The 24,836-nt window shown below is 32.0% G+C and carries 23 protein-coding genes and 2 pseudogenes; 14 read left to right on the plus strand and 11 right to left on the minus strand.

What is annotated here, in order from left to right:
• Positions 1-126 precede the first annotated feature (126 nt).
• Positions 127-2,055, minus strand: a complete 1,929-nt coding sequence (locus tag ACHRVL_RS07895; protein ID WP_395411673.1) for a BatA domain-containing protein — start codon at positions 2,053-2,055, stop codon at positions 127-129.
• Between the two features lie 246 nt (positions 2,056-2,301).
• Here ACHRVL_RS07895 and ACHRVL_RS07900 point away from each other — a divergent pair, with 246 nt between their 5' ends.
• Positions 2,302-3,417, plus strand: a complete 1,116-nt coding sequence (locus tag ACHRVL_RS07900) for a lactonase family protein (RefSeq protein ID WP_395411674.1) — start codon at positions 2,302-2,304, stop codon at positions 3,415-3,417.
• A gap of 146 nt (positions 3,418-3,563) precedes the next feature.
• On the opposite strand, the gene ACHRVL_RS07905 is transcribed toward ACHRVL_RS07900, so the two are convergent.
• From ACHRVL_RS07905 to ACHRVL_RS07920, 4 genes and pseudogenes are all read right to left on the minus strand, one after another.
• Complete coding sequence (locus ACHRVL_RS07905; protein ID WP_395411676.1) at positions 3,564-4,916, minus strand: DEAD/DEAH box helicase; 1,353 nt, start codon at positions 4,914-4,916, stop codon at positions 3,564-3,566.
• A 102-nt stretch (positions 4,917-5,018) separates the two neighbouring features.
• Positions 5,019-5,783 (minus strand): TIGR02757 family protein, encoded by a 765-nt coding sequence (locus tag ACHRVL_RS07910; protein ID WP_395411679.1) that lies wholly within the window; start codon positions 5,781-5,783, stop codon positions 5,019-5,021.
• A gap of 32 nt (positions 5,784-5,815) precedes the next feature.
• A pseudogene (locus ACHRVL_RS07915) lies at positions 5,816-6,265 on the minus strand (ABC transporter ATP-binding protein); the annotation flags it as partial.
• Positions 6,266-6,481: 216 nt separating this feature from the next.
• Positions 6,482-6,694: pseudogene (locus tag ACHRVL_RS07920) on the minus strand (ATP-binding cassette domain-containing protein); the annotation flags it as partial.
• 129 nt (positions 6,695-6,823) lie between these two features.
• Between ACHRVL_RS07920 and ACHRVL_RS07925 the strand changes: the two are divergent.
• Complete coding sequence (locus ACHRVL_RS07925) at positions 6,824-7,576, plus strand: phosphodiester glycosidase family protein (RefSeq protein WP_395411681.1); 753 nt, start codon at positions 6,824-6,826, stop codon at positions 7,574-7,576.
• A gap of 11 nt (positions 7,577-7,587) precedes the next feature.
• Positions 7,588-7,890 (plus strand): hypothetical protein, encoded by a 303-nt coding sequence (locus ACHRVL_RS07930; RefSeq protein ID WP_395411682.1) that lies wholly within the window; start codon positions 7,588-7,590, stop codon positions 7,888-7,890.
• Here the strand turns inward: ACHRVL_RS07930 and ACHRVL_RS07935 are convergent.
• From ACHRVL_RS07935 to ACHRVL_RS07960, 6 genes are all read right to left on the minus strand, one after another.
• Entirely contained in the window at positions 7,887-8,189 is a 303-nt protein-coding gene (locus ACHRVL_RS07935) for a DUF6787 family protein (protein ID WP_089052431.1), read from the minus strand. The two genes, ACHRVL_RS07930 and ACHRVL_RS07935, sit on opposite strands and share 4 nt — an antisense overlap.
• Before the next feature lie 31 nt (positions 8,190-8,220).
• The gene (locus ACHRVL_RS07940) at positions 8,221-8,652 is read right to left on the minus strand and encodes a DUF6146 family protein (protein WP_395411684.1); all 432 of its coding nucleotides are present in this window, start codon (positions 8,650-8,652) and stop codon (positions 8,221-8,223) included.
• Positions 8,653-8,857: 205 nt separating this feature from the next.
• Positions 8,858-9,415, minus strand: coding sequence for a hypothetical protein (locus ACHRVL_RS07945; protein WP_395411686.1), 558 nt, complete (start codon positions 9,413-9,415; stop codon positions 8,858-8,860).
• Between the two features lie 102 nt (positions 9,416-9,517).
• The gene (locus ACHRVL_RS07950; RefSeq protein ID WP_395411688.1) at positions 9,518-10,468 is read right to left on the minus strand and encodes a D-2-hydroxyacid dehydrogenase; all 951 of its coding nucleotides are present in this window, start codon (positions 10,466-10,468) and stop codon (positions 9,518-9,520) included.
• A gap of 141 nt (positions 10,469-10,609) precedes the next feature.
• Positions 10,610-11,680 (minus strand): 3-phosphoserine/phosphohydroxythreonine transaminase, encoded by a 1,071-nt coding sequence (gene serC, locus ACHRVL_RS07955; RefSeq protein WP_395411690.1) that lies wholly within the window; start codon positions 11,678-11,680, stop codon positions 10,610-10,612.
• A gap of 92 nt (positions 11,681-11,772) precedes the next feature.
• Positions 11,773-12,846, minus strand: a complete 1,074-nt coding sequence (locus ACHRVL_RS07960) for an acyl-CoA reductase (RefSeq protein ID WP_395411691.1) — start codon at positions 12,844-12,846, stop codon at positions 11,773-11,775.
• 136 nt (positions 12,847-12,982) lie between these two features.
• Here ACHRVL_RS07960 and ACHRVL_RS07965 point away from each other — a divergent pair, with 136 nt between their 5' ends.
• The 11 genes from ACHRVL_RS07965 (at position 12,983) to ACHRVL_RS08015 (ending at position 24,829) form a co-directional block, all read left to right on the plus strand.
• Positions 12,983-13,336: a 4Fe-4S dicluster domain-containing protein gene (locus ACHRVL_RS07965; protein WP_089052425.1), complete on the plus strand. Its 354-nt coding sequence runs from the start codon at positions 12,983-12,985 to the stop codon at positions 13,334-13,336.
• Positions 13,337-13,510: 174 nt separating this feature from the next.
• A complete protein-coding gene (locus ACHRVL_RS07970) occupies positions 13,511-14,674 on the plus strand; it encodes a hypothetical protein (RefSeq protein ID WP_395411693.1) in 1,164 nt (387 codons plus the stop codon).
• A 308-nt stretch (positions 14,675-14,982) separates the two neighbouring features.
• Entirely contained in the window at positions 14,983-16,077 is a 1,095-nt protein-coding gene (gene ychF, locus ACHRVL_RS07975; protein WP_089052424.1) for a redox-regulated ATPase YchF, read from the plus strand.
• Positions 16,078-16,453: 376 nt separating this feature from the next.
• A complete protein-coding gene (locus ACHRVL_RS07980; RefSeq protein WP_395411695.1) occupies positions 16,454-17,131 on the plus strand; it encodes a TIGR02117 family protein in 678 nt (225 codons plus the stop codon).
• Between the two features lie 8 nt (positions 17,132-17,139).
• Positions 17,140-17,814 (plus strand): hypothetical protein, encoded by a 675-nt coding sequence (locus ACHRVL_RS07985; protein WP_395411697.1) that lies wholly within the window; start codon positions 17,140-17,142, stop codon positions 17,812-17,814.
• Between the two features lie 91 nt (positions 17,815-17,905).
• A complete protein-coding gene (locus ACHRVL_RS07990) occupies positions 17,906-18,823 on the plus strand; it encodes a YihY/virulence factor BrkB family protein (protein WP_395411698.1) in 918 nt (305 codons plus the stop codon).
• 116 nt (positions 18,824-18,939) lie between these two features.
• Complete coding sequence (locus tag ACHRVL_RS07995) at positions 18,940-19,464, plus strand: NADPH-dependent FMN reductase (protein ID WP_395411700.1); 525 nt, start codon at positions 18,940-18,942, stop codon at positions 19,462-19,464.
• 3 nt (positions 19,465-19,467) lie between these two features.
• The gene (locus ACHRVL_RS08000; RefSeq protein WP_395411701.1) at positions 19,468-20,448 is read left to right on the plus strand and encodes a transglutaminase domain-containing protein; all 981 of its coding nucleotides are present in this window, start codon (positions 19,468-19,470) and stop codon (positions 20,446-20,448) included.
• Positions 20,449-20,532: 84 nt separating this feature from the next.
• Complete coding sequence (gene pncB / locus ACHRVL_RS08005) at positions 20,533-21,708, plus strand: nicotinate phosphoribosyltransferase (RefSeq protein ID WP_395411703.1); 1,176 nt, start codon at positions 20,533-20,535, stop codon at positions 21,706-21,708.
• A gap of 163 nt (positions 21,709-21,871) precedes the next feature.
• A complete protein-coding gene (locus ACHRVL_RS08010; RefSeq protein ID WP_395411704.1) occupies positions 21,872-23,740 on the plus strand; it encodes a DNA topoisomerase IV subunit B in 1,869 nt (622 codons plus the stop codon).
• Positions 23,741-23,761: 21 nt separating this feature from the next.
• Positions 23,762-24,829 (plus strand): YhcG family protein, encoded by a 1,068-nt coding sequence (locus ACHRVL_RS08015; RefSeq protein ID WP_395411706.1) that lies wholly within the window; start codon positions 23,762-23,764, stop codon positions 24,827-24,829.
• Positions 24,830-24,836: the final 7 nt, after the last annotated feature.

Below are 24,836 nucleotides of genomic sequence, written 5' to 3' on the forward strand. Positions count from 1 at the left end.
TTTTTTTATTTACAGATTCAGCTTTTGCCATTTCGACGAAGGAGAAATCGCATCCAATTTTTTGTGCAGTACGTTCGCCGCTTGTGTGATTAGTCCTTCGTCGAAATGACAAACACGCCAAAAAAATTACTTCACAAATTTTATAATCGCCATTTCTAATGCTAAAAATAACAGTGCAAAGATAACAAACCATTTCCAAATTTGGCTGTCTGTACGTTCAGTTTGTAAGGTATTAAAAATGGTCGAAATTGTATCTGCAGTTTTAAAGTTAGAAACGACATTTGTATTTACCTGACTTAAATCACTTTCTGATCGTTTGTAATTAAAACTTAAATTTTCAACCCATTCTTTTTTGTCAAGAATGCTGTAATTTCCAGCTGTTTCAGGAAAATCATTAAAAGTTAGTTTTACTTTGTTGTTTAGTATCTGCTGAATCGGAATGAAAGAATCGTCAGTTCCTTTTACTTCTAGAATTGCATCTTTACTTAATAAAACATCTACGAAATAAGGTTGATTGTTACCAATCGTCAAAGCATTTACTCCTGTTTTCTGATTGTTTTGTCCCATTTTATAAAATAACGGAACAATTAATGGTGATTGCTGAAAGTTTGAGTTTGTTGTATTTATTGGTGCCGAAAAAACGGTAATTCCTGAAACTTGATTTTGAATTGCTGTTACAAATGCAGTTTGATCTTCATAAGATAAAACGGCTGGATAAGGACTTGAAATATCAAATGAATTGTTTGTTTTTGGGTATTGAAAGTTTGTGATTTTATTCTCAAAAACTCCTGAAAACAAAGGATGATCAAAATTGATTTTGGTAATTAATTTATTTTGCGCTTTTAGCGTATTAAATTGAACTTTTCCAAAATTTCCTAAAAAGGAATTTAAATTTGAAATTGAACTTTTTTCAGAAGGAATTAGAACTAAATTTCCGCCTTTAGAAACAAAAGCTTTTAAAGTGGTTTGCAAAGCTTGCGGAATTTCAACTAATTCATTTAGTATGATTGTATTTTGCTTTTCTAAACTATTATAGTCGAGAGAACTAATTGCATAATTATTATAATTGAATTCGGCAGAAGTGTAAATCCTTGATAAGAAATTACTTTTTTCAGGTTCTCCGATGCTGATTACGTTAGTTTTTTTGTTTTTAGAGATACTGAAAAACAATTTGTTGTCATAGGTTAAACCATTGTCTTCAATAGAAGCATAACCATGAAAAGCTTCTTTTGGAATGGTAAAGTTGATTTTCTTTTTCTTCGCATCAAAATTGATAATTGTTTTAGCAATTAATTTGTTTTGATTGTATAAAGAAGTCGAAATAGGCTTAAAATCATCTCCATAACCTGATAAGTCAACTGTTATTTCGTAAAAATTTTCTAATGTCTGATTGATGTAAACGCTGTCGATAGAAACATTGTTTTTTTGTTCTGCTTCAGGAACTATGAAATAGGGTTTTTCTTCGGGATCAATATTTTTTACGTCATTTTCGGTCAAGCCTACAGCATCAGAAATAATTACAATATCTTTTTTATGTGCTGATTTATGTGCTTTTATTTTTGCCATAATCGACGAAAGTTCAAATGGAGTTGCGCTGTATTTTAAATTTTGTAAAGCACTTTTAGCCGATTTAATATCAGTATTCCAATAATTTTCGGTGTTTGTCAGCAATGAAAATTGTGCAGTTTCGGGCGTATTCTCTAGTAATTCCTGAACAGCTCGTTTTAGCAATTCTCCTTTTTTTCCTTTTGCCTGCATACTAAATGAATTGTCTAGGATAATATACATTTCGTTTGAGGCATTTTTACTGTCTTTGGCTTCAAAAAAAGGCTGTGCAAAGGCTGTAATAATACAGGTAAGTAATAATAAACGAGTTGCCAGTAATAATCGTTTTTTGATTTTCGAACTTTTTCGAGTTTGAATGGCAAGTTCTTTTAAGAAACGAACATTAGTAAAATAGGAGGTTTTAAAACGTCGTAATTGAAATAAATGAACCAAAATTGGAACGATCAATAAAAAAAGGAAGTATAGAATTTCGGGATGTTTAAAATGCATTCTGGCTTCGATTTACTTCACTACGTTTTGTTTTTCGCGAAGATGCTGGTCAAAAATACAAATTTTTTAATTGAACCATATAAGTTCATATAGAGATTATAAGTAAAAAGTATTTAAAGCATTTTAAAATGAACTTATATGACTTATATGGTGGAGATCCTTTTCGAAAAATGTAACTTTTCTGGTTTGATTTGTAATGTCGAAAAAGATATAATTGCGTATTTTAGCGTATTCAAAAAAATATGTATGAAAAAGATATATCTGGTATTATTTTCAGCTTTAGCATTTACAACTGCTAAGGCTCAAAATAAATTTAATTTATTAGTAGGAACTTATACGAATACCTGCCCAAGTAACGGAATTTACGTTTATGAATTTAATGCTGATTCGGGAGATTTTAAATTAAAAGGCTCTTCAGAAAATGTAGTCAGCCCAAGTTATTTGTCAGTCTCAGCAGATAATAAGTTTATTTATGCTGTAAATGAAAATGGTGAGCATAGTGCTGTAAGTGCTTTTGGTTATGATTCAGCTTTAGGGAAGGTTACTTTTTTGAATAAAAATGATGCTTTAGGAGCTGATCCATGCCATTTGATTAATGATGATAAAAATGTGATTATAGCAAATTATTCAGGTGGAAGCATCGCTGTTTTTAAGAAAAATGCTGACGGCAGTATTTCTGAGGCGCAGCAATTAGTTCAGCATCAAGGAAAAGGGCCAAATACAGCACGTCAGGAAAAAGCGCATGTGCATATGGTTTGTTTTTCGCCGGATAAAAAGTTTGTATTATCAAATGATTTAGGTTTGGATAAAGTTTTTATTTATAAATACAATCCAATTGCTAAAAACGAAATACTAACATTAAAAGGAAGTGTGGATGTAAAACCAGCAAGCGGCCCAAGACATTTGACTTTTAGTAAAGATGGTAAATTTGTTTATCTGGTTCAGGAATTAGACGGGACATTGACAACTTTTAGTTATGATAACAAAACTGGAAGTTTGAAAGTAATTGCTGAAACTAGTATTTTACCAAAAGGATTTAAAGGAAGTACAGGTGCTGCAGCGATAAAGATTTCGCCTGACGGGAATTTTTTATACGTTTCTGATCGTGTAGATGTTAATGCGATTTCAGTTTATAAAATTCTTAAAAATGGGAGTATAGAATTAGTAGAACAACAAAGTACTTTAGGAAAAGGGCCGAGAGATTTTGCCATTGATCCAACTGGAAATTACTTGTTAGTAGGACATCAGTACACTAATGATATTGTTATTTTTAAAAGAGATATCGCAACTGGAAAAATTACGGATACAGGAAGAAGAATCCAATTGTGTTCGCCTGTTGGGTTGGTTTTTACTAAAATATAGTTTTTTTAAAGGTTCAAAGTGACAAAGGTTCAGAGGTACAAAGCTTGAATCAATAAAAAAAGGTTTAAAAGAAAATTTAATTTTCTTTTAAACCTTTTTTTACTTTGCCCCTTTGTTCCTCTGAACCTTTGTCACTTACAAAGAAACTATTTATCCTTATCTTTTCTCTTCTTATCTCTCGTTTTCAACATATTTCGATTGACAGAACCGTGCGTTTTCTTTTTTGTTTTTGAAGGACCGCCAAGGTTGACTTTTTTATTCTTTTTAGATTTTTCGTGAAAAGCTCCGTCACCTTCAAGTTTTACTTTTTTCATTAAAAACTTAATTGGCTGCTTGTCTTTTTCTGGTTCAATTAGTTTCGATGAAATTTCGACTTCTTCAGGGAAATCAGTAATTTCAAGTTCTTGGTTCATTAAAACTTCGACTTCAATTTTAAATTCTTCTTCTCTAGGAGTTACAAAACTAATTGCGGTTCCAGTTGCATCAGCACGACCTGTACGACCAATTCTGTGCATATATAATTCTGGTAATTCTGGAAGTTCAAAGTTAATAACGTGAGAAATATCAGAAATATCTAAACCTCTCGCCATAATATCTGTAGTAATCAAACCACGAAGATTTCCTTCTTGAAATTCAGCCATTGTACTCAAACGGTAATTTTGAGATTTATTTGAGTGAATTACACCAAATTGTCCGTCAAAATCTTCTTCGATTCGAGTATGAAGCATATCCGAGATCTTTTTATTGTTTACAAAAACTAAAACACGATCCATGCTTTCATCAGTTTGAAGTAAATGTTTTAGAAGATTTACTTTTGTATTGAAATTTGGAACGTTATAAGTAATTTGAGTAATTTTTTCAAGTGGTGTTCCAGATGCTGCAAGCGTAACTTCTTCTGGAAAATCAAAATAATCATTCAAAATGTCATCTACTTCATCTGTCATTGTTGCAGAGAATAAGATGTTTTGACGTTTTGCTTTCATCATTGCCAAAAGAGCTGTCAATTGCGTACGAAAACCTAAATTAAGCATTTCGTCAAACTCATCAATTACTAATTTTTGAGTATCATCAAAACGAACAACCGCATCTAAAGCTAAATCCATTGTACGTCCAGGAGTTCCAACTAGAATATCAACACCTTCGTAAACGGCTTTTTTTTGTGTATTGATGTTTACACCTCCATAAATTCCAAGTGTTTTAACCGACATGTACTTGGTTAGTTTCTCAACTTCTTCAACAACTTGAACTACTAATTCACGAGTTGGTACAAGTACAACAATTTTTGGTGAATTGGTATTTGTAAATTTGTATAATTTTAAAAGAGGCAGTAAATAGGCAAATGTTTTACCAGTACCGGTTTGCGCAATTCCCATCATATCGCGTCCAGACATGATTACAGAGAAAGATTTTTCCTGAATAGGAGTTGGTGTAACAAATCCCAGTTCGTCGATTGCTTTTTGTAAAGATTTTGGAAGATTGAATTTTTCGAAAGTGCTCATTTGCATTAAATTTTGTGCAAATGTACATTAAAATGGCGGTTAGATCACTAAATTTTTCGAATCATCTAACTATTTGTTGCTATAATTGTTTGATTTTCAATTTTAAAACCCTTCAAAAACACCTAAACCAAATAAAGCAAAATCGTATTTTACAGGATCTTGAGCATCCATTTCTCGTAATTTTTGATCTAACTGAGCAAGTGCTTTACCATCATTTTGTTTTCGTTCTAAAATGCCTAGTTTTCTGGCAACATTTCCAGAATGAACGTCAAGCGGACATGATAATACGGATGGGGAAATGGTTTTCCAGATTCCTAAATCGACACCTTTTGTGTCTTGGCGGACCATCCAGCGTAAATACATATTGATACGTTTTGCTGCCGAATTGTTGAGCGGATCTGAAATATGTTTTTGAGTTCGCGGTAAATGATCGATTTCGAAAAAGATTTTTTTGAACTCGCTTATGCTTTTTTGTAAACTGTCTTTTTCCTGATTTTTAGCAAAAACAGCTTCAAGTCCGTTGTGGTTTTTGTAAATGTGCTGGAGACCTTTAATGAATCCTCCAAAATCTTTTCCGTTGAATGTGCGGTGCACAAAAGTTTCTAAATCGGCTAAATTATCTTCGGAATGTGACATGACAAAATCATAAGGCGTATTACCCATTAATTCCATCATTTTATGCGAATTTTTGATAATCATTTTGCGATTTCCCCATGCAATTGAAGCACTTAGAAAACCTGCAATCTCAATATCTTCTTTTTGAGTAAATAAATGTGGAATCTGAACGGGATCACTTTCAATAAAATCCTGATTGTTGTATTGAATGACTTTTTCGTCAAGAAATTCTTTAAGTTCTTTTTGGTTCATGTTGAAATGAAATATTCAAATAATTAGAAAACCTAATTACTAATCTGGCCGTCGACCATAATTAATTTTCTATCAGCCATATTAGCCAATTCTTCGTTGTGAGTTACAATTACAAAAGTCTGTCCAAATTCGTCACGAAGCTGAAAAAACAATTGATGTAGATTCTCTGCCGAATGTGTGTCGAGATTTCCAGAAGGTTCATCGGCAAAAATAACATCTGGTTTATTGATTAAAGCCCTTGCAACTGCAACACGCTGTTGTTCTCCGCCCGAAAGTTCGTTTGGTTTGTGGTTGATTCTGTGTGATAAACCAAGATATTCTAAGATTCTTTTAGCTTCCTTTTCCGTTTCGGCTTTTGGTTTGTTAGCCATAAAAGCAGGAATACAAACGTTTTCTAAAGCAGTAAATTCTGGTAATAGTTGATGAAACTGAAAAATAAACCCAAGATTCAAATTTCTAAAATCGGATAGTATTTTGTCCTTCTTGCTTTTCTTTTTGAAATATCTTGTATAATAAACAAGCATTAAAACTATTGGTAAAAATAAAGCGCCAATTGTAATTAATCGTACTATTTCGTCGAAGATTTTAGTTCTGAAAAACAATAAAAAAACAGCCAGAAGTATGATGTAAATTGAACTTGCCCAAGTGATGATTTTAAATGTTCTTTCTTCTTTTGAATTATCAGTTTCAACATCTTGCAGTTTCAAAACATTTTCGCCATTGATTGTTAATGATGAATCAGGATTGCTGTCTGGTTTATCTAAAGTTCCTAAAATTTGCAATAAAGTTGTTTTTCCTGCACCAGAAGCTCCAACGATCGAAACAATTTCGCCTTTTTTAATATGTAAATCAACTCCCTTTAAAACTTCAAGTTTATCGTAGAATTTATGTATGTTTTTTGCGTGTATCATGTAGTGAAACTGTTTTTACAAAGAAACAAAGAATCTATCGATATAAAAATGGGTTGTAACAGAATTTTATGAATAACATTTTTAACGCAGTAAATAGCTTGTTTGTGAGAAAAACAACATAAATTAGTGATGAAATTTTATACAGTATTTATGAAGGTTTTATTGAATATGAAATTAAAACTATTTCTGCTTACAGCGGCAATATTGATTGTTTTTATAAGTGTGAAAGTTTATGATAGAAATTCTTTTGTAGTGTATACGATTGATGCTAAAAAGCAGGATTTAAGATTGTTTTGGAAAAATGAAAATGGAGAAAAATTTAAAAGCATTCAGAATTTAAAAGACTGGATTGAAAAACAAAATTTGATTTTAGATTTTGCGATGAATGCGGGAATGTATAATAAAGAAAATTCGCCTCAAGGACTTTATATCGAGAAACAAAAAGTATTAACAGCATTAGATACAACAAACGATGTTGGAAATTTTTATTTAAAACCTAACGGAGTATTTTACATAACAACAGGAAATGTGCCGGTAATTTGTAAAACAGAACAGTTTCAAAATAATAGAAAAGTAAAGTATGCAACGCAATCTGGTCCTATGTTGATTATTGATGGAAAAATACATCCTGAATTTAAAGAGGGTTCTTCTAACTTGAATATTAGAAACGGAGTTGGAATTTTGCCAAATGGAAATGTAGTTTTTGTATTGTCTAAAAAAGAAATAAATTTTTATGATTTTGCAGCGTATTTTAAAAGCTTAGGATGCAGGAATGCGCTGTATTTAGATGGTTTTGTGTCGAGAGCTTATGTGCCTTCGGAAAAGTGGATTCAAACGGACGGAAATTTTGGTGTGCTATTTGCAGTGGTTAGAAAAAAATAAAGATGAATAGGATGGAAATAGAAGAAACAACAGTTGTAGAAGACAACAGAATGTCAAAATTAATAATTGGTTTAATTTTGGATGGAATTGGTATGATTTCATTTTCAATTCCATTAGTTGGCGAGTTTTCAGATGTTATTTGGGCGCCAATTGCTGCGCTTATTATGAGCAAAATGTATAAAGGACGTATTGGAAAAGTAGCTGGAGTTTTGACTTTTCTTGAAGAAATAATTCCGTTTACAGATATTATTCCTTCTTTTACACTTACTTGGATTTATACGTATTTCTTTTCGAAAGAACGAACAAAAATTTAGTCTTTAAACAAGAATCCTAGTCCCATGTTTTTAAGCATTTTCTTTTCGAAGTTCCAAAAGAATTTAAACTGCCCAAAAATGGTTCCAATAGCGACCAATAAAACTTGATAAATTGGAAAAATAATAATAAGACGAATTAAGGTAAACCAAACCCCAAAATCTTCTTTGGTAATGCCTAACCAAATGCAAAATGGCTTAGAGAGCCAAGCAGATGCCGATCCTGTAATGGCAAAAACTATAAGTATAATAATGGCTTGTAGATTTGAGGTAATTCCCCAACGTTTCTTTAATCTATTCATTGCTATTTGTAATGATTACAAATATACTATATTATCTTGATGGCACATAACCCCAAAGCTTTTGTTTGTAAGTATTTTGAAAATAAATCATATAATTGTAAATAAGGTAATTTACTTCGTAACCATAATGTATATCTCGTCGGTAATCGATCGTCATTTCGTATAAATTTGGATTGTAACGCTGTGGCTGCATAGCCCTATTGTTCCATTCGGTTACATATAAATAATTCTTATTTTCTAGGTAGGTTAAGGAATAATAATTTCGCGGATAAGCTCTAGAAGCAAGCCAAGTATTAAAGCCGTTATCTATTATTATAACTTCATATTCTAAAGAATCATTTGCAATTCTAACAGTATCATTTCCTTTCTTAATAGGATTATCAGTAACAGCAACATTTTTTGAAGCTGTAGAACACGCAGCTATAGTTAGAATAAAAGCGAATATGGAAATATATTTTTTCATGGTATTTGAAATTCTAATCTAAATTTACGAATAAATCAGCAGAAGAGCTTGTTATTTAACTTTTGTATAAGAGGTTCAGAAGTTTAAAATTGTAAAGGTTTAGAGTTTTTTTTATAAAAAAAGCTGTTTTACTTTTAGTAAAACAGCTTTTACAATTTATATTTTTAGCCTTAGTTTCTTTGCAATTTTGGGACTAAAGACTTATTTATTTTCCAAATAATTTTCCTAGTAAACCACCTAAGCCGCCGCTTTTGGTTAAAGCTGCAGCATCAGCAATATCAACTTTTCCGTCGTTATTTTGGTCTAAACCAAATTGCATTCCGTATTTAGAAATAGTATCCATGATATTTGAAGCCTGTCCGCTGTTTCCAGAAATAGAGCTGATAATATCTGTAATTTGAAAACTACTGTCGTTTGGATCTTTTGCTTTATTAACAAGCGAATTTAAAATTTGTGGAATCATGCTTGAAGCTACGCCAGAAGAATCTGCACTGCTTAAGCCGAATTTTTCGCCCAAGCTTCCAGTTAATTGCTGCGTGATTTGCTGTACTACAGGATTTGAACTGTCTATTGGAGAACTTCCGTTAAATAAACCTGCCAGCTGCTCACCACCGCCTTCAGCTGCAATTTTTTGTAAGCCTGCAAATATTGAAGTACTTGTTTCGCTTATTACTGCTTCATTGTGTTCGTTTGGGATAGCTGTATTGTTAACAACAGCATTACCTCCGTATTGCTGTACTAATTGTGTTAATTGTTCAAACATGATTTAAAGAGTTTAGATTAGAACTCAAATTTAATCAAAAAAAGAAAGGGATTTATTAAACGATGTTAATAAATCCCTTCTAAATAATTTAAATATAATTAATTAGCTCAATAAAGTAATAATTTGTGAAGCTAATTCAGTACCAATTCTGTCTTGTGCTTCTCCTGTTGCAGCACCTATGTGCGGCGTAAGAGAAATTTTAGAATGCATTAAAATTGCCATTTCTGGTTTTGGTTCGCTTTCGAAAACATCTAAACCAGCAAAAGCAACTTTTCCTGAATCTAAAGCTTTTACTAAAGCTACTTCATCGATAACCCCGCCGCGAGCACAGTTTACGATTCCAACTCCATCTTTCATAATTTCAAGTTCTTTTTCTCCAATGATATAACCATTTTGAGCAGGAACGTGTAAGGTAATGAAATCAGCTTCTTTAAATAAAGATTCTAATGATTGAGAAACGATTGTAGTTGTGATAGATTGTCCGTCAAAAAACTCAACTTTTACATCTACTTGCGGGATAAAGCTGTCGGCCGCGATAACTTTCATACCTAAACCAAGCGCCATTTTTGCAGTAGCTTGACCAATACGTCCAATACCAACAATACCAAGAGTTTTACCTCTTAATTCAGTTCCGTTTGCGTAAGCTTTTTTCAAACCGTCAAAGTTTGAATCTCCTTCAAGAGGCATATTTCTGTTAGAATCATGTAAAAAACGAACACCAGAAAATAAGTGTCCAAATACCAGTTCAGCAACAGATTCTGATGATGAAGCTGGAGTATTAATTACATGAATTCCTTTGCTTTTTGCATAGTCAACATCGATATTGTCCATACCAACTCCACCGCGTCCAATAATTTTTAGTCCAGGACAAGCGTCAATAATATCTTTACGAACTTTAGTTGCAGAACGAACTAAAACTACTTCAACATTGTTTTCGTTTACAAAATTTGCTACTTGTTCTTGTGCTACTTTTGTAGTTATAACTTCAAAACCACCTTTTTCTAAGGCTAGAATTCCACTTTTAGAAATTCCGTCGTTAGCTAATACTTTCATTGCGTGTTGTGTGTTTATTTGGTTAATCGTTAAATTGTTTAATCGATAAACCAGCTATTTGATTTTTCTTTTTTGATATTTTAAAGGAAGTATTTTTTGACGATTAAACAGTTAAACAAATTAACGATTAACCGAAAAAAATTAAACTTTAGCTTCTAATGCTTTCATTACATCAACTAAAACTTGAACGCTTTCAATTGGCATAGCATTGTAAATTGAAGCTCTGTAACCGCCAACAGAACGATGTCCTGGTAATCCAGAAATTCCTGCTTCTTTCCATAAAGCATCAAACGCTGCAGTATGATCAGCATTGTTCAGTAAGAAAGTTACATTCATTTTTGAACGATCTTCTACAGCAGCTGCCCCTTTAAATAATGGGTTTCTGTCTATTTCAGCATAAAGTAAATCAGCTTTTGCGTCATTCAGTTTTTCAACAGCAGCTATTCCGCCTTTTTCTTTAATCCATTGTAAAGTTAATAACGAAACATATACTGCAAAAACAGGGGGAGTATTGTACATACTTTCTGCTTTAATATGTTTAGCATAATCTAACATACTAGGAATTGTTCTTCCGTTTTTTTCTAAAATTTCTTCTTTAATTACTACCAATGTAGTTCCTGCAGGTCCCATGTTTTTTTGAGCTCCAGCATAAATTAAATCAAATTTTGAGAAATCTAATTGGCGTGAAAAAATATCAGAACTCATATCGCAGACAACAGGAACGTTAGTTGCTGGAAAGTCTTTCATTTGAGTTCCAAAAATGGTATTATTACTTGTGCAGTGAAAATAATCTGCATCAGATGGTATCTCGTATCCTTTTGGAATATGGTTGTAATTTTCTTCTTTTGAAGATCCTACGATAACAGTTTCTCCAAAAAACTTAGCTTCTTTAATAGCTGCCGCTGCCCAAGTTCCTGAATCTAAATAAGCCGCTTTTCCATTTTCTTTCATCAAGTTGTAAGGAGCCATTAAGAATGCTGTACTTGCACCACCTTGTAAAAATAAGGCTTGATATCCTTTTCCTTGAAGTCCTAATAATTCTAAAGCAAGCGAACGAGCTTCATCCATTACAGCAACGAAATCTTTGCTTCGGTGTGAAATTTCAAGAATCGATAATCCTGAATCATTAAAATTTAAAACTGCTTTTGATGCCTTCTCAAAAACTTCCTGAGGTAAAATACTTGGTCCTGCGCTGTAGTTGTGTTTTTTCATGGTTGTTGTTAATAGTCGAAATTTTAAAGACGCAAATTTCGGCAATAGGAGCTGAAAAAGCGATAAATTATTCGAAATATTTGAACATTTTATTACTTTGTTGTTAACAAAAACGTTATAGTATCAACGTTATCTGCATAATCCCACAATTGCGGATTTTGAGTTTGACCAAATGCAGTACTGTTTTTAATCAAATTATTGCTTACGATACATTGTATTTGCTCTTCGTCTGCTTCAATACGAGTTTGTAAACTTTCAAGATCTTCATAATATTCATAAAAAACGCTCGAAATAGGTGAGGCATAACTAGAATCTTCTTTAAGAGTCAAAAAGCCATTGTCAAGCAATTTAAAATTACTCATTAAAAAAACCGCTTTGTTGTAATCGTAATTATTAGCGTATTTTTCATAATGAATAACATCCTGATATTTAAAAACAGCTTGAAAAAACGCATCAAATGAATAGCCTTTTGGTACAAAAAGTTTAGAAACATTTCGGCATCCTAAACCAAAATATCTAAAAATATCTTCGCCAAGAGCTTCTAATTCTTCATGAGTTTCTTTTCCGTTTAGTATCGCAGCCGAATTTCTGTTTTTTCTGATGATTGAAGGCTTATCTTTAAAATAATATTCAAAATATCGTGCTGTATTGTTGCTTCCTGTAGCGATAACAGCATCAAAATTTTCTAATTTTCCTTCAACAAAAGTGATCTTATCTTTTAAATTTTCATCAACAGCAATTAAGTACTTTGCCAAAAACGGCAATAAATGCTGGTCATTAGAAGATGTTTTTATTAAGGCTCTGTTTCCAGTTATTATAACAGATAAAAAATCATGAAAACCAACTAACGGGATATTTCCGGCTAGAATTAAGGCAACAGTTTTTTCTTTTTTATCGCTTTGAGCAAACTCAGACGAATAATTAGAAAGCCATTTATCAATGTTTTCTTCCGTTAAAGCATCTGCCCATGATTTTATGGCAAAGAAAACCTGCTCAGGAGTATACCAGCCATTGTGAGATTGTGATAAAGCTATTAGTTTTTCAAAATCATCAAAAAAAGCTTCATTGTATAAAACGTCAGATTTTTTTGCGGATTCCTTTTCAGAAAACTGACTTAAAAATTTTCCTAATTCAACAAAAACACTTTTTTTTGTTTCTAATGTCATAATGTTTGTTTATGAAAGGTTTTGATTGTAATTTTGCACAAAAATAAGCTATATTAAGTTATAAGGCAAAGCCGAATAAAATGTTTGACATTTTTAATGGGAATCTGATAACTTTTAACTCGTAATCAAGAATAAAATGGCAATAATTATAACAGACGAATGTATTAATTGTGGGGCTTGCGAACCAGAATGCCCAAATACAGCAATTTATGAAGGAGCTGATGATTGGAGATACAAAGACGGAACTAGTCTTTCAGGAAAAGTAATTTTACCAGACGGAACTGAAGTTGATGCAGAAGATGCACAAACTCCAATTTCTGACGAAATCTATTATATTGTTCCAGGAAAATGTACAGAATGTAAAGGTTTTCATGATGAACCTCAATGTGCTGCTGTATGTCCTGTTGATTGTTGTGTACCAGATGATAATCATGTAGAAGATGAAGAAACCTTGTTAAACAGACAAGCGTTTTTACATGGAGATGAATAATCTTTCTGAATAAATGATAAAAAAAAATCCTGAATATTATATTCAGGATTTTTTTTGCTCAAAATTTAAGGTTTTGTAAAAAGGCTATTTTGTTGGTTTTTAGTATTTTGATTTTTATTTTTTTGAAATTGTAAGAATAAAATTAATACTTTAGTTGAAAATTTAAGATTGCCTATGAGGAAAATTATACTTCTATGTATTGTGTTATTCGGTACTAGTATTTCTGCACAAAACGAGGAGCATTCTATAGTTGTAAAAGATATAGAAACGCAGTTACCTATTGAAAATGCAACGACTGTTGTTTTGAAAACCAAACAGATTTTGTTAACGAATAAAGATGGTAAAGCTGTTTTTGTGTTAAGCGGAGGATCTAATATACAGGTTTCTGAAACTAATTACGAGAGTTTAACTATTCGATGGGCCTCCTTAAAAGAAAGTAATTTTGTAGTTTATCTAAGCAGCAAGAATAATAAACTAGATGAAGTTGTTTTGTCTAAACAATCACCTCAAAAAGTACTTCAAAAAATAGTTTCTAATTCTATACATATGTTAGCCGCATCTTATAGGCTGAAAGTATATGTGAAAGAGTTTTTTATGCTCGACAACCAGTATTCTTATTATAATGACGGGCTTGTTAATTTTCAATTCGCTGGAAATCAGAAAAAAGCAGAAACAACGCTTTTGGTAGAACAAAACAGATCTTACGGGATATTAGATACAGATGTAAGTGCAGATTTAAAAGGTTACAATTTGAATAATATCATGGAAAATTATTCGAACTTAAAATATTTTGAACCGCTTTTAAGTTCAAAAGCAAAAAAGGAATACGATTTTATTATAAAAGGTCATTCTAAGAATAAAGATTACTACGTAATGACAGTTACACCTTTGGAGAAAGCAAAAGAAGCAATTGATAGTTTTGAAATTATTTACGATCCAGAAAAGAAACTTATTTTAGAGTTTACAATTGATGCAACTCCGAAAAATATTGACAAATTAGAAGAAAAGACGACTATAAATTCAAAGAATATTACAAGATCATTTGTAAAAGTAGATTATAGGTTTGATGGTAAGAATTATTATTTGTTGAGCTCAAACGAAGAAATAGCTTATAATCTTATTTTAAAAGATGCAGTTAAAAAGATTCAAGTGCGTAATAGCTTTACAACAACAAGTTTTAATAAACAAAATTTTACTTATAAGGAAAGTGATGTTTTTAAAGAGAAATCGCTTTTTAATAAAAAGAATAAAATCCTGACCAATTACTGGGATATTTCAGGATTAACTGCAACAGATGAAGAAAAGGCAATTGTAAGTTCCTTAGAGTTTAAAATGTAGTTTTGATTAAAATAACAAAAAAATCCTGAAGTTTATTCAGGATTTTTTTTGTGTAAAAATATTTTAAGAAGCATAATTTCTCGAGTTTTTAAAAAAAATTAGCTGCTGAATAAAAGTAATTTTATTAATAAACATTTTTACTTCGCTTAAGAGCTATTAAATCTTATATTTGCAAAATTTTAAAGTCAAAAAATATCATTTTGGCATAAAGAGAAAGAAAAACTTAAAATTATAATCCATTAAGTGATACTGCTTAGTGGCTTGACTCTAGAAATTTGGAGTCTACTAAAAATAAATAGAAACAACAGATGAAAGCAGGAATTGTAGGATTACCAAATGTTGGAAAATCAACATTATTTAATTGTTTATCTAATGCAAAAGCGCAAAGTGCTAACTTTCCGTTTTGTACAATCGAACCTAATATTGGTGTTGTAAACGTTCCAGATCCAAGAATCAATAAATTGGAAGAATTGGTAAAACCAGAACGTGTACAAATGGCAACGGTAGATATCGTAGATATTGCAGGTTTGGTAAAAGGTGCAAGTAAAGGTGAAGGTCTTGGAAATCAGTTTTTAGGAAACATTAGAGAGTGTAATGCAATTATTCACGTTTTGCGTTGTTTTGATAATGACAATATTGTACACGTTGACGGAAATGTAAATCCAATTCGTGACAAAGAAACTATCGATATCGAGTTGCAGTTGAAAGACTTAGAAACGATCGAAAAACGTTTAGAAAAAGTAAAACGTGCTGCAAAAACTGGAAACAAAGAAGCTCAAACTGAAGAAGCTTTATTAAATAGAATTAGAGAAGCGTTATTGCAAGCAAAATCTGCAAGAACAATTATTCCTCAAAATAATGATGAAGAAGTTCTTATGGAAGCTTTTCAATTAATTACTGCAAAACCAGTTTTATACGTTTGTAATGTTGACGAAAGTTCAGCAGTAAACGGAAATAAATATGTTGATCAAGTTCGCGAATTAGTAAAAGACGAAGAAGCTGAAGTTATTATTCTTTCAGTAGGAGCAGAGGCTGATATTACAGAATTAGAAAGCTACGAAGAGCGTCAAGTTTTTCTAGAAGATATGGGATTAACTGAGCCGGGAGCGTCAGTTTTAATTCGTGCAGCTTACAAATTATTAAAGCAGCAAACTTACTTTACCGCTGGTGTAAAAGAAGTTCGTGCTTGGACAATCAATATTGGAGCAACAGCGCCTCAAGCTGCTGGAGTTATCCACACTGATTTTGAAAAAGGGTTCATCCGTGCAGAAGTGATTTCATACGAAGATTACGTTCAATACGGTTCTGAAGCAAAAGCAAAAGAAGCTGGAAAATTTAAAGTTGAAGGAAAAGAATATGTTGTAAAAGATGGTGATGTAATGCACTTCCGTTTCAACGTTTAATTTGTTTTTAGAAGAAAGAACAAAGAATAAAGACTAAAACTGCTGGAGAGATTCAGCAGTTTTTTTATACCTAAAAGTTAATATTCACAAAGTGTGTCATTTCGACGAAGGAGAAATCTTCGCAAGTAGCTCCGCTAGAAAATCGCCAATCTTTGTCGAGTTTCTAGCGGAGATTTCTCCTTCGTCGAAATGACAAACTGTACTTTTGCGTTGTAGTTTTTTAAAAAAAAACCCGTTCAAATCCGCGCTTTCGCGAAAGCGAATCAGTAAAATCCGTGTGCCATTTCGCAAACGAATTAGCAACTTGAAAAAATTTGGCTCAAAAATTGGTTAGAGAAAAATTAACCAATTACTAATCTAAAACCAACCAATCAAAATGCTAAAAAAAACTTTCAAATTTCTAGGCTGGACACTTTTCGGGATTTTCACTTTTCTGGCTTTGTACATTTCATCAGTTTTAATTATTTCGAAAATCACAGTGAATTCAGATGTTGCAAAAGTTGAAGAACAAAATGCGATTCCAATTTACATTCTTTCAAACGGCGTTCATACCGATATTGTCGTTCCGATAAAAAATGAAATCAAAGATTGGCGAAATGAAATTCAATTTAATCAGACCCAATCAAAAGATTCAATAATGAATTTTATCGCTTTTGGCTGGGGCGACAAAGGTTTTTATCTCGACACACCAGAATGGTCTGACTTAAAGGCAAGCACAGCATTGAAGGCTGCGTTTGGAGTGAGTTCATCTGCAGTACATACTACCTTTTATAAGCAACTGCAAGAAGGAGAAGACTGCAAACGTATTTTGATTTCAAAAGAAAATTATCAAAACTTGGTTACTTATATTTCTGAAAGTTTCGATAATCCAACAAAACCAGAATGGATTGAAGGTCACAGCTACGGAAGAAAAGATGCCTTTTATGAAGCAAAAGGAAGTTACAGTCTTTTTTACACTTGTAATACTTGGGCAAACTGTGCTTTAAAAGCCGCAAATCAAAAAGCGAGTTTATGGACAGTTTATGATAAAGGGATTTTTTGTCATTATAAATAATTGGAGATATGAAAAAGCTGATTTTATTTTTAACGATAGTTTCAATGAGTATTTCTTGTAAAAAAGCAGATTTGGCGGCAGAATCTGGAGGTTTAGCATTTTGTTTTGAGAATCCTCAACCCATTAATGATTCTGAGCTAAATAGTTTTCCTTCTAAATTTAAAGGATTATATATGACTTCAGATTCTACTTTCTTGAGAATTGATGAAGATAGAATTTTTAAAGAATATTATTTTAAATTCAGGATTCACAGACAAAAACTAGATTCTTTAAAATCTGAATTTGACCTTGTTGATGGAAAATTAATTTCTAAGGACACAAAATATAAATTTGATGTATTTAAAAAAGGAGATTCAATTGAATTGTCTAGAAAAGAGACAGATACGTTGTTTAGGTTGTCGTATAATCAGAAACTAAAACGTATCAATGGGCAGCTGGTTTTAAGTACAAGAGATTCTGTTTTTTGGAAAATAAAAATGATGTCTCTAGAAAAGAATGTTCTTAAAATTAAGAGTATCTACTTACCAGATGACTTAAAGAAATTGGATTCCGTTACTTCTATAAAAGCAAAAATGATAGATTCGCTTTCTTATTTAATAAAACCAACAAGAAAAGATTTTAAAAATATTCTGAAAATTAAAAATTTAGGTTACAATCAGGAATATAAAAAAGTTTCAAACTGAGATATGGAAAAAATATAAAATTCTATCACAATACAAGAATTGATTTTTTTTATAAATGCTTAAATTTGAGAGAATCTCAAAGAATATGCAGATGAAAAATCAAAATGTATTTTCAAAATCCTGGTATTTATTAAAAACGACATTTTTAGAATTTAATGATGACAATGCTATAAAGTTAAGTGCAGCATTATCGTATTATACCATTTTTGCATTACCTCCTTTATTGATAATTATAATTACTATTTGTGGCGTTTTTTTTGGACAAGAAGCAGTTACAGGGCAATTGTATGGTCAAATCAATAGGTTGGTTGGGAATAATGCTGCAGTACAAATTCAGGAAGCAATTAAAAATGTTCAATTATCAGACAGCAACTTATTTGTAACGATTTTTGGGGTTATAATGCTGTTAATTGGAGCTTCGGGAGTTTTTGCCGAAATTCAGAGTTCGATAAATTACATTTGGGGATTACGGGCAAAGCCCAATAAAGGTTTAAAAAAGTTTATTCAAAACAGAATAATGTCATTTTCAATGATTGTAACTGTTGGATTTTTAATGCTTGTAAGTTTAATGCTCAATGCGACACTTGACGTTTTAAATGCTCGATTAAAGCTGTATTTACCTGATACTACTGTCTATCTGTTTTATATTATAAATTTAGTAATTGTTTTAGCGAGTATTACATTGCTTTTTGCAATTATATTCCGAACTTTACCTGACGGAGTTATCAAATGGAAAGATGCTTTTATTGGCGCTTCCTGCACCGCAGTTTTATTTATGATAGGTAAATTTGCGATTGGGCTTTATTTAGGAAATTCAACAATTGCCAGCGTATATGGTGCAGCTGGTTCCGTAATTATAATATTGGTTTGGGTGTATTATTCCGCCATTATTTTATACTTTGGAGCTGAATTTACCAAGGTTTATGCGAAAACTTTTGGCGGCAGTATTTCACCAAATGAGTACTCTGTAGAAATACAAAAAGAGATTTTTGAAATTGAAAACGTCTAAAAAAACATGTAAGTTATATAAGTTCATTTAGAATTCTTTGTCTTCAATTTAAGAAGTCAAATTTAAATTTACTTAAGTAACTTAGATGGTTTCAAAAAAAATAAAAATACCACAATATGAAAATAATAGCTTTTGGAGGAAGTAACAGTACACAGTCGATCAATAAACATTTAGCAGCTTACGCGGCAAGTTTGTTTGAAAATGCTGATGTAGAAGTTTTAGATTTAAATGATTTTGCAATGCCGTTGTTTAGCGTTGATTTAGAGAAACAGGTTGGTCAGCATGAACTTGCAAAAGCTTTTTTGGCTAAAATAGAAAGCGCAGATCTTTTAGTTGTTTCTTTGGCAGAGAATAATGGAAATTATTCCGCAGCATTTAAAAATCTTTTTGATTGGTGTTCAAGAATAATGAAAGAAATTTTTCAGCAAAAGCCAATGTTGTTATTAGCAACTTCACCCGGAGCGCGTGGCGGAGCATCAGTTTTAGAAATTGCAAATAATGCTTTACCAAGATATGGAGCGCAAATAAAAGCTACATTTTCATTACCGGTATTTAATGCTAATTTTGATTTAGCAGAAAATAAAATATCAAATGCTGAGTTAGATAAAGAACTTAAAGATATTATCAAATCAAGTTTTTAATCAATGCCGCAAAAAAAGATTGCTTTTATATTCCTGCTGTTGAACAGTATTTTTTTGAATTACACTTTTGCACAAAAAATTAGCGAAGTTGACAAAATTGTTGCAAAATATCCAAGCAAATTTGCATCAACAGAAAAACTAGCAGAAAAAATTGAAACAGACTTCAATTCTGATTATGATAAAGCGAGAGCAATTTACAGCTGGATGGCTTTTAATATAAAGTACGATTACAATGCTTTTTTAAATCCGCCCAAAACACAAGGTTTTTCATACTCAACAGAAGCAGAAAAGCAACGCAAAATTAAAGCGTTGAATGATAAAATGCTTCAAAAAGCTTTTACTTCTAGAATAGCAGTTTGTGAAGGATTTACGGCTTTGTATCAACATTTAGCTGAATTGGTTGGTCTTAAATCTGAAATAATTCGAGGAGATTCTAAAACCAGATTGGCTGATATTGGAAGAAAAATAACTTCTTCAAACCATGCTTGGAATACTGTTTTGATCGATAAAAAGTGGCGCTTAGTTGATGTTACTTGGGGGCAAGGGTATTATGACAGTAATAAAGGAAAAATGGTTAACGATTTTACATCTGTTTATTTTGATACCGATCCAGATTATTTTTTCGCCAAGCATTTTCCTGATTCAGGTTCTTATTTGGGAAATAAATTAAGTAAAGAAGATTTTCTTAACGGGCCTTTAATTTATAATAAAACAATAGAAGAAGATTATAAAATTAAATCACCAGATTCTGGAATTATTGGAGCTAAGTTTGGAGATAAAATGACTTTTGAAATCAAAAACATTTCAAAAGCAGATCAGGTTTTTTATCTCAATAAAAAGAATCAGCCCGTTAAAATTCAAAACTCAAAAGAAAAACGCGGCAGTTTAGAATTTCAAATCACTTACGATAAAAACATAGGAGATTATATTACCATTTATGCAAATACAAGCAGTATTGTTTCTTTTAAAATAATTAAAAAATAAATCCTGAAAAGGTTTGTTTAGCTGGGTTTTCTTCTTTTATCGAATTGCCGTATCTTAGCCATTCAGGACTTGAATTAATACGCTATGGAAACAACTTTTTTGAAATCGATCTTAGACAATGATTTCTATAAATTTACGATGCAGCACACTGTAATAAAACTTTTTCCAAAGGCAAGAGTTCGTTATGGTTTTATAAATAGGGGAAAACATATTTTTCCGCCTGGATTTGCAGATTTACTTCGAAAATCGGTTGATGCAATGGCCGATTTGCGATTGACTAAAGAGGAAAAACAGTATTTATCTCATCATTGTCCTTATTTAGATCCTACCTATTTCGACTTTTTGCATGGTTATATTTATGATCCTTCAGAAGTTCAAATTAGTCAGGAAGGATCGGATATAAAAGTTACGGTAGAAGGTTATTGGTATCGTACTATTTTATGGGAAGTACCTTTGATGGCGTTAATTTCGGAGCTTTTTTATAAATCCAATCATTTAATTCGCTTAAACGACGAGGCAATAAAAGAGCTTACCAAGAACAAGATTGACAATTATAACAAGCTTGGAGTTTCGATTTTAGAATTTGGTACACGACGTCGTCATTCTTATGATGTGCATGTTTTGGTAAATGATACGCTTCGAACGTTTGGTTCAGAAAGTTTTATAGGAACCAGCAATGTACATTTTGCGATGGTTAATAATATCAGGCCTTTAGGAACTCATGCTCATGAATGGTTTATGTTTCATGCAGCGCAATATGGGTTTAAAATGGCTAATTTTATGAGTCTAGAACACTGGACGCAAGTTTATGGAGGGGATTTAGGAATTGCCTTGACAGACACTTATACTACTGAAATTTTCTTTAGCCAATTCGATAAAAAATACTCTAAACTTTTTGATGGAGTTCGTCATGACAGCGACGACCCGATTGAATTTGCACAAAAAGTAATTTCGCATTACGCTAAAATGGGAATTGATCCGCAATCAAAAGTCATTGTTTTCTCGGATTCTCTAAATTATGATAAAGTAAAAAGTATAACAGATTTTTGTAAAGGCAAAATCAAGATGTCGTTTGGAATAGGAACCAATTTTACCAATGATGTAGGTTTGCCATCGATGAATATGGTTATAAAATTAACCGAAGTAAAACTTGAAAACAGACATTGGGAAGGTGTTGTAAAACTTTCTGATGAAAAAAACAAAAATACGGGAACGCCCGAAATGATTGCTTTGGCGAAAGAAGTACTCGGAATCAAATAGTATTTTTTTGCCGAAAAAGCAGTTTTTCCATAAATTTGGCCCCTGTTTTATTTTAAAATCAATTTAAATAGATTTTAAACTGTTATTATTCATAACAAAAAGAAAATACGCTTTTATTTTTTGTTAAGAAATGGTACATTAGCAAAAAATCCTAAATTCATATATGCTAGAGCAAAATCAATATACCGAAGATAATATTCGTTCGCTTGATTGGAAAGAACATATCCGTATGCGTCCCGGAATGTATATCGGAAAATTGGGAGACGGTTCTTCTCCTGATGATGGTATTTATATTCTTTTAAAAGAGGTTTTAGACAACTGTATCGATGAGTTCGTAATGGGCTCTGGAAAGACTATTGAAGTGACTATCAAAGATAAAACGGTTTCAGTTCGTGATTACGGACGTGGAATTCCGTTAGGAAAAGTAGTCGATGTAGTTTCGAAAATGAATACAGGTGGAAAGTACGATTCTAAGGCTTTTCAAAAATCAGTTGGTTTGAACGGTGTTGGAACAAAAGCGGTAAATGCACTTTCCAATTATTTTCGTGTAGAATCTGTTCGTGATGATAAACAAAAAGCGGCGGAGTTTTCTGCTGGAAATTTAGTTTCAGAAGAAGATGTAATTGAAACTACAAAACGTAAAGGAACAAAAGTAACTTTTACGCCAGACGAAACGATTTTCAAAAACTATAAATTCCGTTTAGAATATGTAATTAAAATGGTCAAAAACTATTGTTATTTGAACAATGGTTTGACTATTATTTTCAATGGAGAAAAATATTACTCAGAAAACGGACTTCGTGATTTATTAGAAGAAACAATCAGCGAAGATGATTTAGAATACCCAATTATCCACTTAAAAGAACATGATATCGAGGTTGCGTTAACACACAGTAAAACGCAGTACAGCGAAGAATATCACTCTTTTGTCAATGGACAGAATACAACACAAGGAGGAACGCACTTAGCAGCCTACCGTGAAGCTGTTGTAAAAACGATTCGTGAGTTTTACAATAAGAATTTCGAAGCATCAGACGTTCGTAAATCGATTGTAAGTGCGATTAGTATTAAAGTAATGGAACCTGTTTTTGAGTCTCAGACCAAAACAAAATTGGGTTCTACAGATATGGGTTCTGATGATGGAACACCAGCAGTTTCTGTTCGTACTTTCGTAAACGATTTTATCAAAACCAAGTTAGATAATTATCTGCATAAAAATCCAACAACTGCGGAGGCTTTATTGCGTAAAATTCTACAAGCTGAACGTGAGCGTAAAGAATTATCAGGAATTAGAAAACTAGCGACAGATCGTGCTAAAAAAGCCAATCTTCACAATAAAAAATTAAGAGACTGCCGCGCGCATCTTCCAGATACTAAAAACCCAAGAAACTTAGAAAGCACGCTTTTTATTACCGAGGGAGATTCGGCTTCTGGATCGATTACAAAGTCACGTGACGTAAATACGCAAGCAGTTTTCAGTTTGCGTGGTAAGCCTCTGAATTCATACGGAATGACGAAGAAAATTGTATATGAAAACGAAGAATTCAATTTATTGCAAGCTGCATTAGATATTGAAGACGGATTAGAAAAACTGCGTTACAACAACATCGTAATCGCAACCGATGCCGATGTCGATGGAATGCACATTCGTTTGCTTCTAATTACTTTCTTTTTACAGTTTTTCCCAGAGTTAATCAAAGAAGGGCATTTGTACATTTTGCAAACACCGCTTTTCAGGGTTAGAAACAAAAAAGAAACGATTTATTGTTATTCTGAAGATGAAAGAAAAGACGCGATTGAAAAACTAAAACCAAAACCAGAAATCACCCGATTTAAAGGTTTAGGAGAGATTTCGCCAGATGAGTTCAAAAACTTTATTGGTGACACTATCCGCCTTGATCCAGTTATGATGGATAAACATACTTCAATTGAACAATTGTTATCTTTCTATATGGGTAAAAATACACCGGATAGACAAGAGTTTATTATCAAGAATTTGAAAGTGGAGATTGATGAGCTTGAGGAGGTTTAAGAATTTTTAGGATAATAAATAGTGTCAGACGGTCTGCAAAACAAAGTTATTTATCAGCAAGTTGCCGAGCTATTGCAAAATGCCCGTCAACAGGTTTTACGTACTGTAAATTCAACAATGACAATTACCTATTTTGAAATAGGAAGAATTATTGTTGAAGAAGAGCAAAATGGAAAAGATAGAGCTGAATATGGAAAACAGCTCTTGCAAAGTCTTTCTCAACAGTTGACAAAAGAGTTTGGTAAAGGTTTTTCAGTTGATAATTTAAGTAATATGAGAAAGTTTTATTTGACTTTCTCAATTTCCGAGTCACTGACTCGGATTTTGCAAATTCAAAAAACGCAGTCACCGACTACGAAATTGAATAGGGTAGATTATCAGACATTATCTTCATTCTTTAAATTGACATTTACCCATTATGTCTTTTTAATGAGAATTGATGATGAAAAGGAAAGACGTTTTTATAAAATCGAATCTGAAAAAAATAATTGGAGCGTTCGAGAACTAAAACGTCAATATGATACGGCACTTTATACACGATTAGCTTTAAGCAGAGATAAAGAAGGAATTTTGAAGCTTTCAGAGAAAGGTCAGATTATCGAGAAACCTAAAGATATCATTAAAGATCCTTATATTCTGGAGTTTTTAGGATTACCAGAATTGAATCAATATTCTGAATCGGAGTTAGAAGAAGAAATTATCAGTAAACTAGAGCAGTTTTTGCTAGAATTGGGTCATGGTTTTACTTTTGTTGCAAGACAGGAAAGAATTACTTTTGATGATAAACATTTTAGAATTGATTTAGTTTTTTACAATAGAATACTGCGGTGTTTTGTGCTTATAGATTTGAAAATAGGCGAATTAAAACATCAAGATTTAGGTCAGATGCAAATGTATGTCAATTATTACGATAGAGAAATGCGATTGGAAGATGAAAATAAAACTATCGGAATTGTACTTTGTCAGACCAAAAGTGAAGCTGTAGTAAAATATACTTTACCAGAAAATAATGAGCAAATATTTGCCAGTAAATATAAGACCGTTTTACCAAGTGTTGAAGCTTTAAAAGAACTACTCGAAAACAAATAGAATTATA

It is taken from the genome of Flavobacterium sp. FlaQc-28 (assembly GCF_044007415.1).
Classification (GTDB): Bacteria; Bacteroidota; Bacteroidia; order Flavobacteriales; family Flavobacteriaceae; genus Flavobacterium.

Excerpts from the sequence above, each read along its gene's own strand:
- serC (WP_395411690.1), bottom strand. The coding sequence starts at position 11,680 with ATGAAAAAACACAACTACAGCGCAGGACCAAGTATTTTACCTCAGGAA.
- ACHRVL_RS07980 (WP_395411695.1), top strand. The coding sequence starts at position 16,454 with ATGCTAAAAAAAACTTTCAAATTTCTAGGCTGGACACTTTTCGGGATT.
- ACHRVL_RS07910 (WP_395411679.1), bottom strand. The coding sequence starts at position 5,783 with ATGAACCAAAAAGAACTTAAAGAATTTCTTGACGAAAAAGTCATTCAA.
- ACHRVL_RS07940 (WP_395411684.1), bottom strand. The coding sequence starts at position 8,652 with ATGAAAAAATATATTTCCATATTCGCTTTTATTCTAACTATAGCTGCG.
- ychF (WP_089052424.1), top strand. The coding sequence starts at position 14,983 with ATGAAAGCAGGAATTGTAGGATTACCAAATGTTGGAAAATCAACATTA.
- ACHRVL_RS07995 (WP_395411700.1), top strand. The coding sequence starts at position 18,940 with ATGAAAATAATAGCTTTTGGAGGAAGTAACAGTACACAGTCGATCAAT.
- ACHRVL_RS07900 (WP_395411674.1), top strand. The coding sequence starts at position 2,302 with ATGAAAAAGATATATCTGGTATTATTTTCAGCTTTAGCATTTACAACT.
- ACHRVL_RS07930 (WP_395411682.1), top strand. The coding sequence starts at position 7,588 with ATGGAAATAGAAGAAACAACAGTTGTAGAAGACAACAGAATGTCAAAA.
- ACHRVL_RS07925 (WP_395411681.1), top strand. The coding sequence starts at position 6,824 with ATGAAATTTTATACAGTATTTATGAAGGTTTTATTGAATATGAAATTA.
- ACHRVL_RS07950 (WP_395411688.1), bottom strand. The coding sequence starts at position 10,468 with ATGAAAGTATTAGCTAACGACGGAATTTCTAAAAGTGGAATTCTAGCC.
- ACHRVL_RS07935 (WP_089052431.1), bottom strand. The coding sequence starts at position 8,189 with ATGAATAGATTAAAGAAACGTTGGGGAATTACCTCAAATCTACAAGCC.
- ACHRVL_RS07970 (WP_395411693.1), top strand. The coding sequence starts at position 13,511 with ATGAGGAAAATTATACTTCTATGTATTGTGTTATTCGGTACTAGTATT.
- ACHRVL_RS07960 (WP_395411691.1), bottom strand. The coding sequence starts at position 12,846 with ATGACATTAGAAACAAAAAAAAGTGTTTTTGTTGAATTAGGAAAATTT.
- ACHRVL_RS07990 (WP_395411698.1), top strand. The coding sequence starts at position 17,906 with ATGAAAAATCAAAATGTATTTTCAAAATCCTGGTATTTATTAAAAACG.
- ACHRVL_RS07895 (WP_395411673.1), bottom strand. The coding sequence starts at position 2,055 with ATGCATTTTAAACATCCCGAAATTCTATACTTCCTTTTTTTATTGATC.
- pncB (WP_395411703.1), top strand. The coding sequence starts at position 20,533 with ATGGAAACAACTTTTTTGAAATCGATCTTAGACAATGATTTCTATAAA.
- ACHRVL_RS08000 (WP_395411701.1), top strand. The coding sequence starts at position 19,468 with ATGCCGCAAAAAAAGATTGCTTTTATATTCCTGCTGTTGAACAGTATT.
- ACHRVL_RS07965 (WP_089052425.1), top strand. The coding sequence starts at position 12,983 with ATGGCAATAATTATAACAGACGAATGTATTAATTGTGGGGCTTGCGAA.
- ACHRVL_RS07945 (WP_395411686.1), bottom strand. The coding sequence starts at position 9,415 with ATGTTTGAACAATTAACACAATTAGTACAGCAATACGGAGGTAATGCT.
- ACHRVL_RS08010 (WP_395411704.1), top strand. The coding sequence starts at position 21,872 with ATGCTAGAGCAAAATCAATATACCGAAGATAATATTCGTTCGCTTGAT.
- ACHRVL_RS07905 (WP_395411676.1), bottom strand. The coding sequence starts at position 4,916 with ATGAGCACTTTCGAAAAATTCAATCTTCCAAAATCTTTACAAAAAGCA.
- ACHRVL_RS07985 (WP_395411697.1), top strand. The coding sequence starts at position 17,140 with ATGAAAAAGCTGATTTTATTTTTAACGATAGTTTCAATGAGTATTTCT.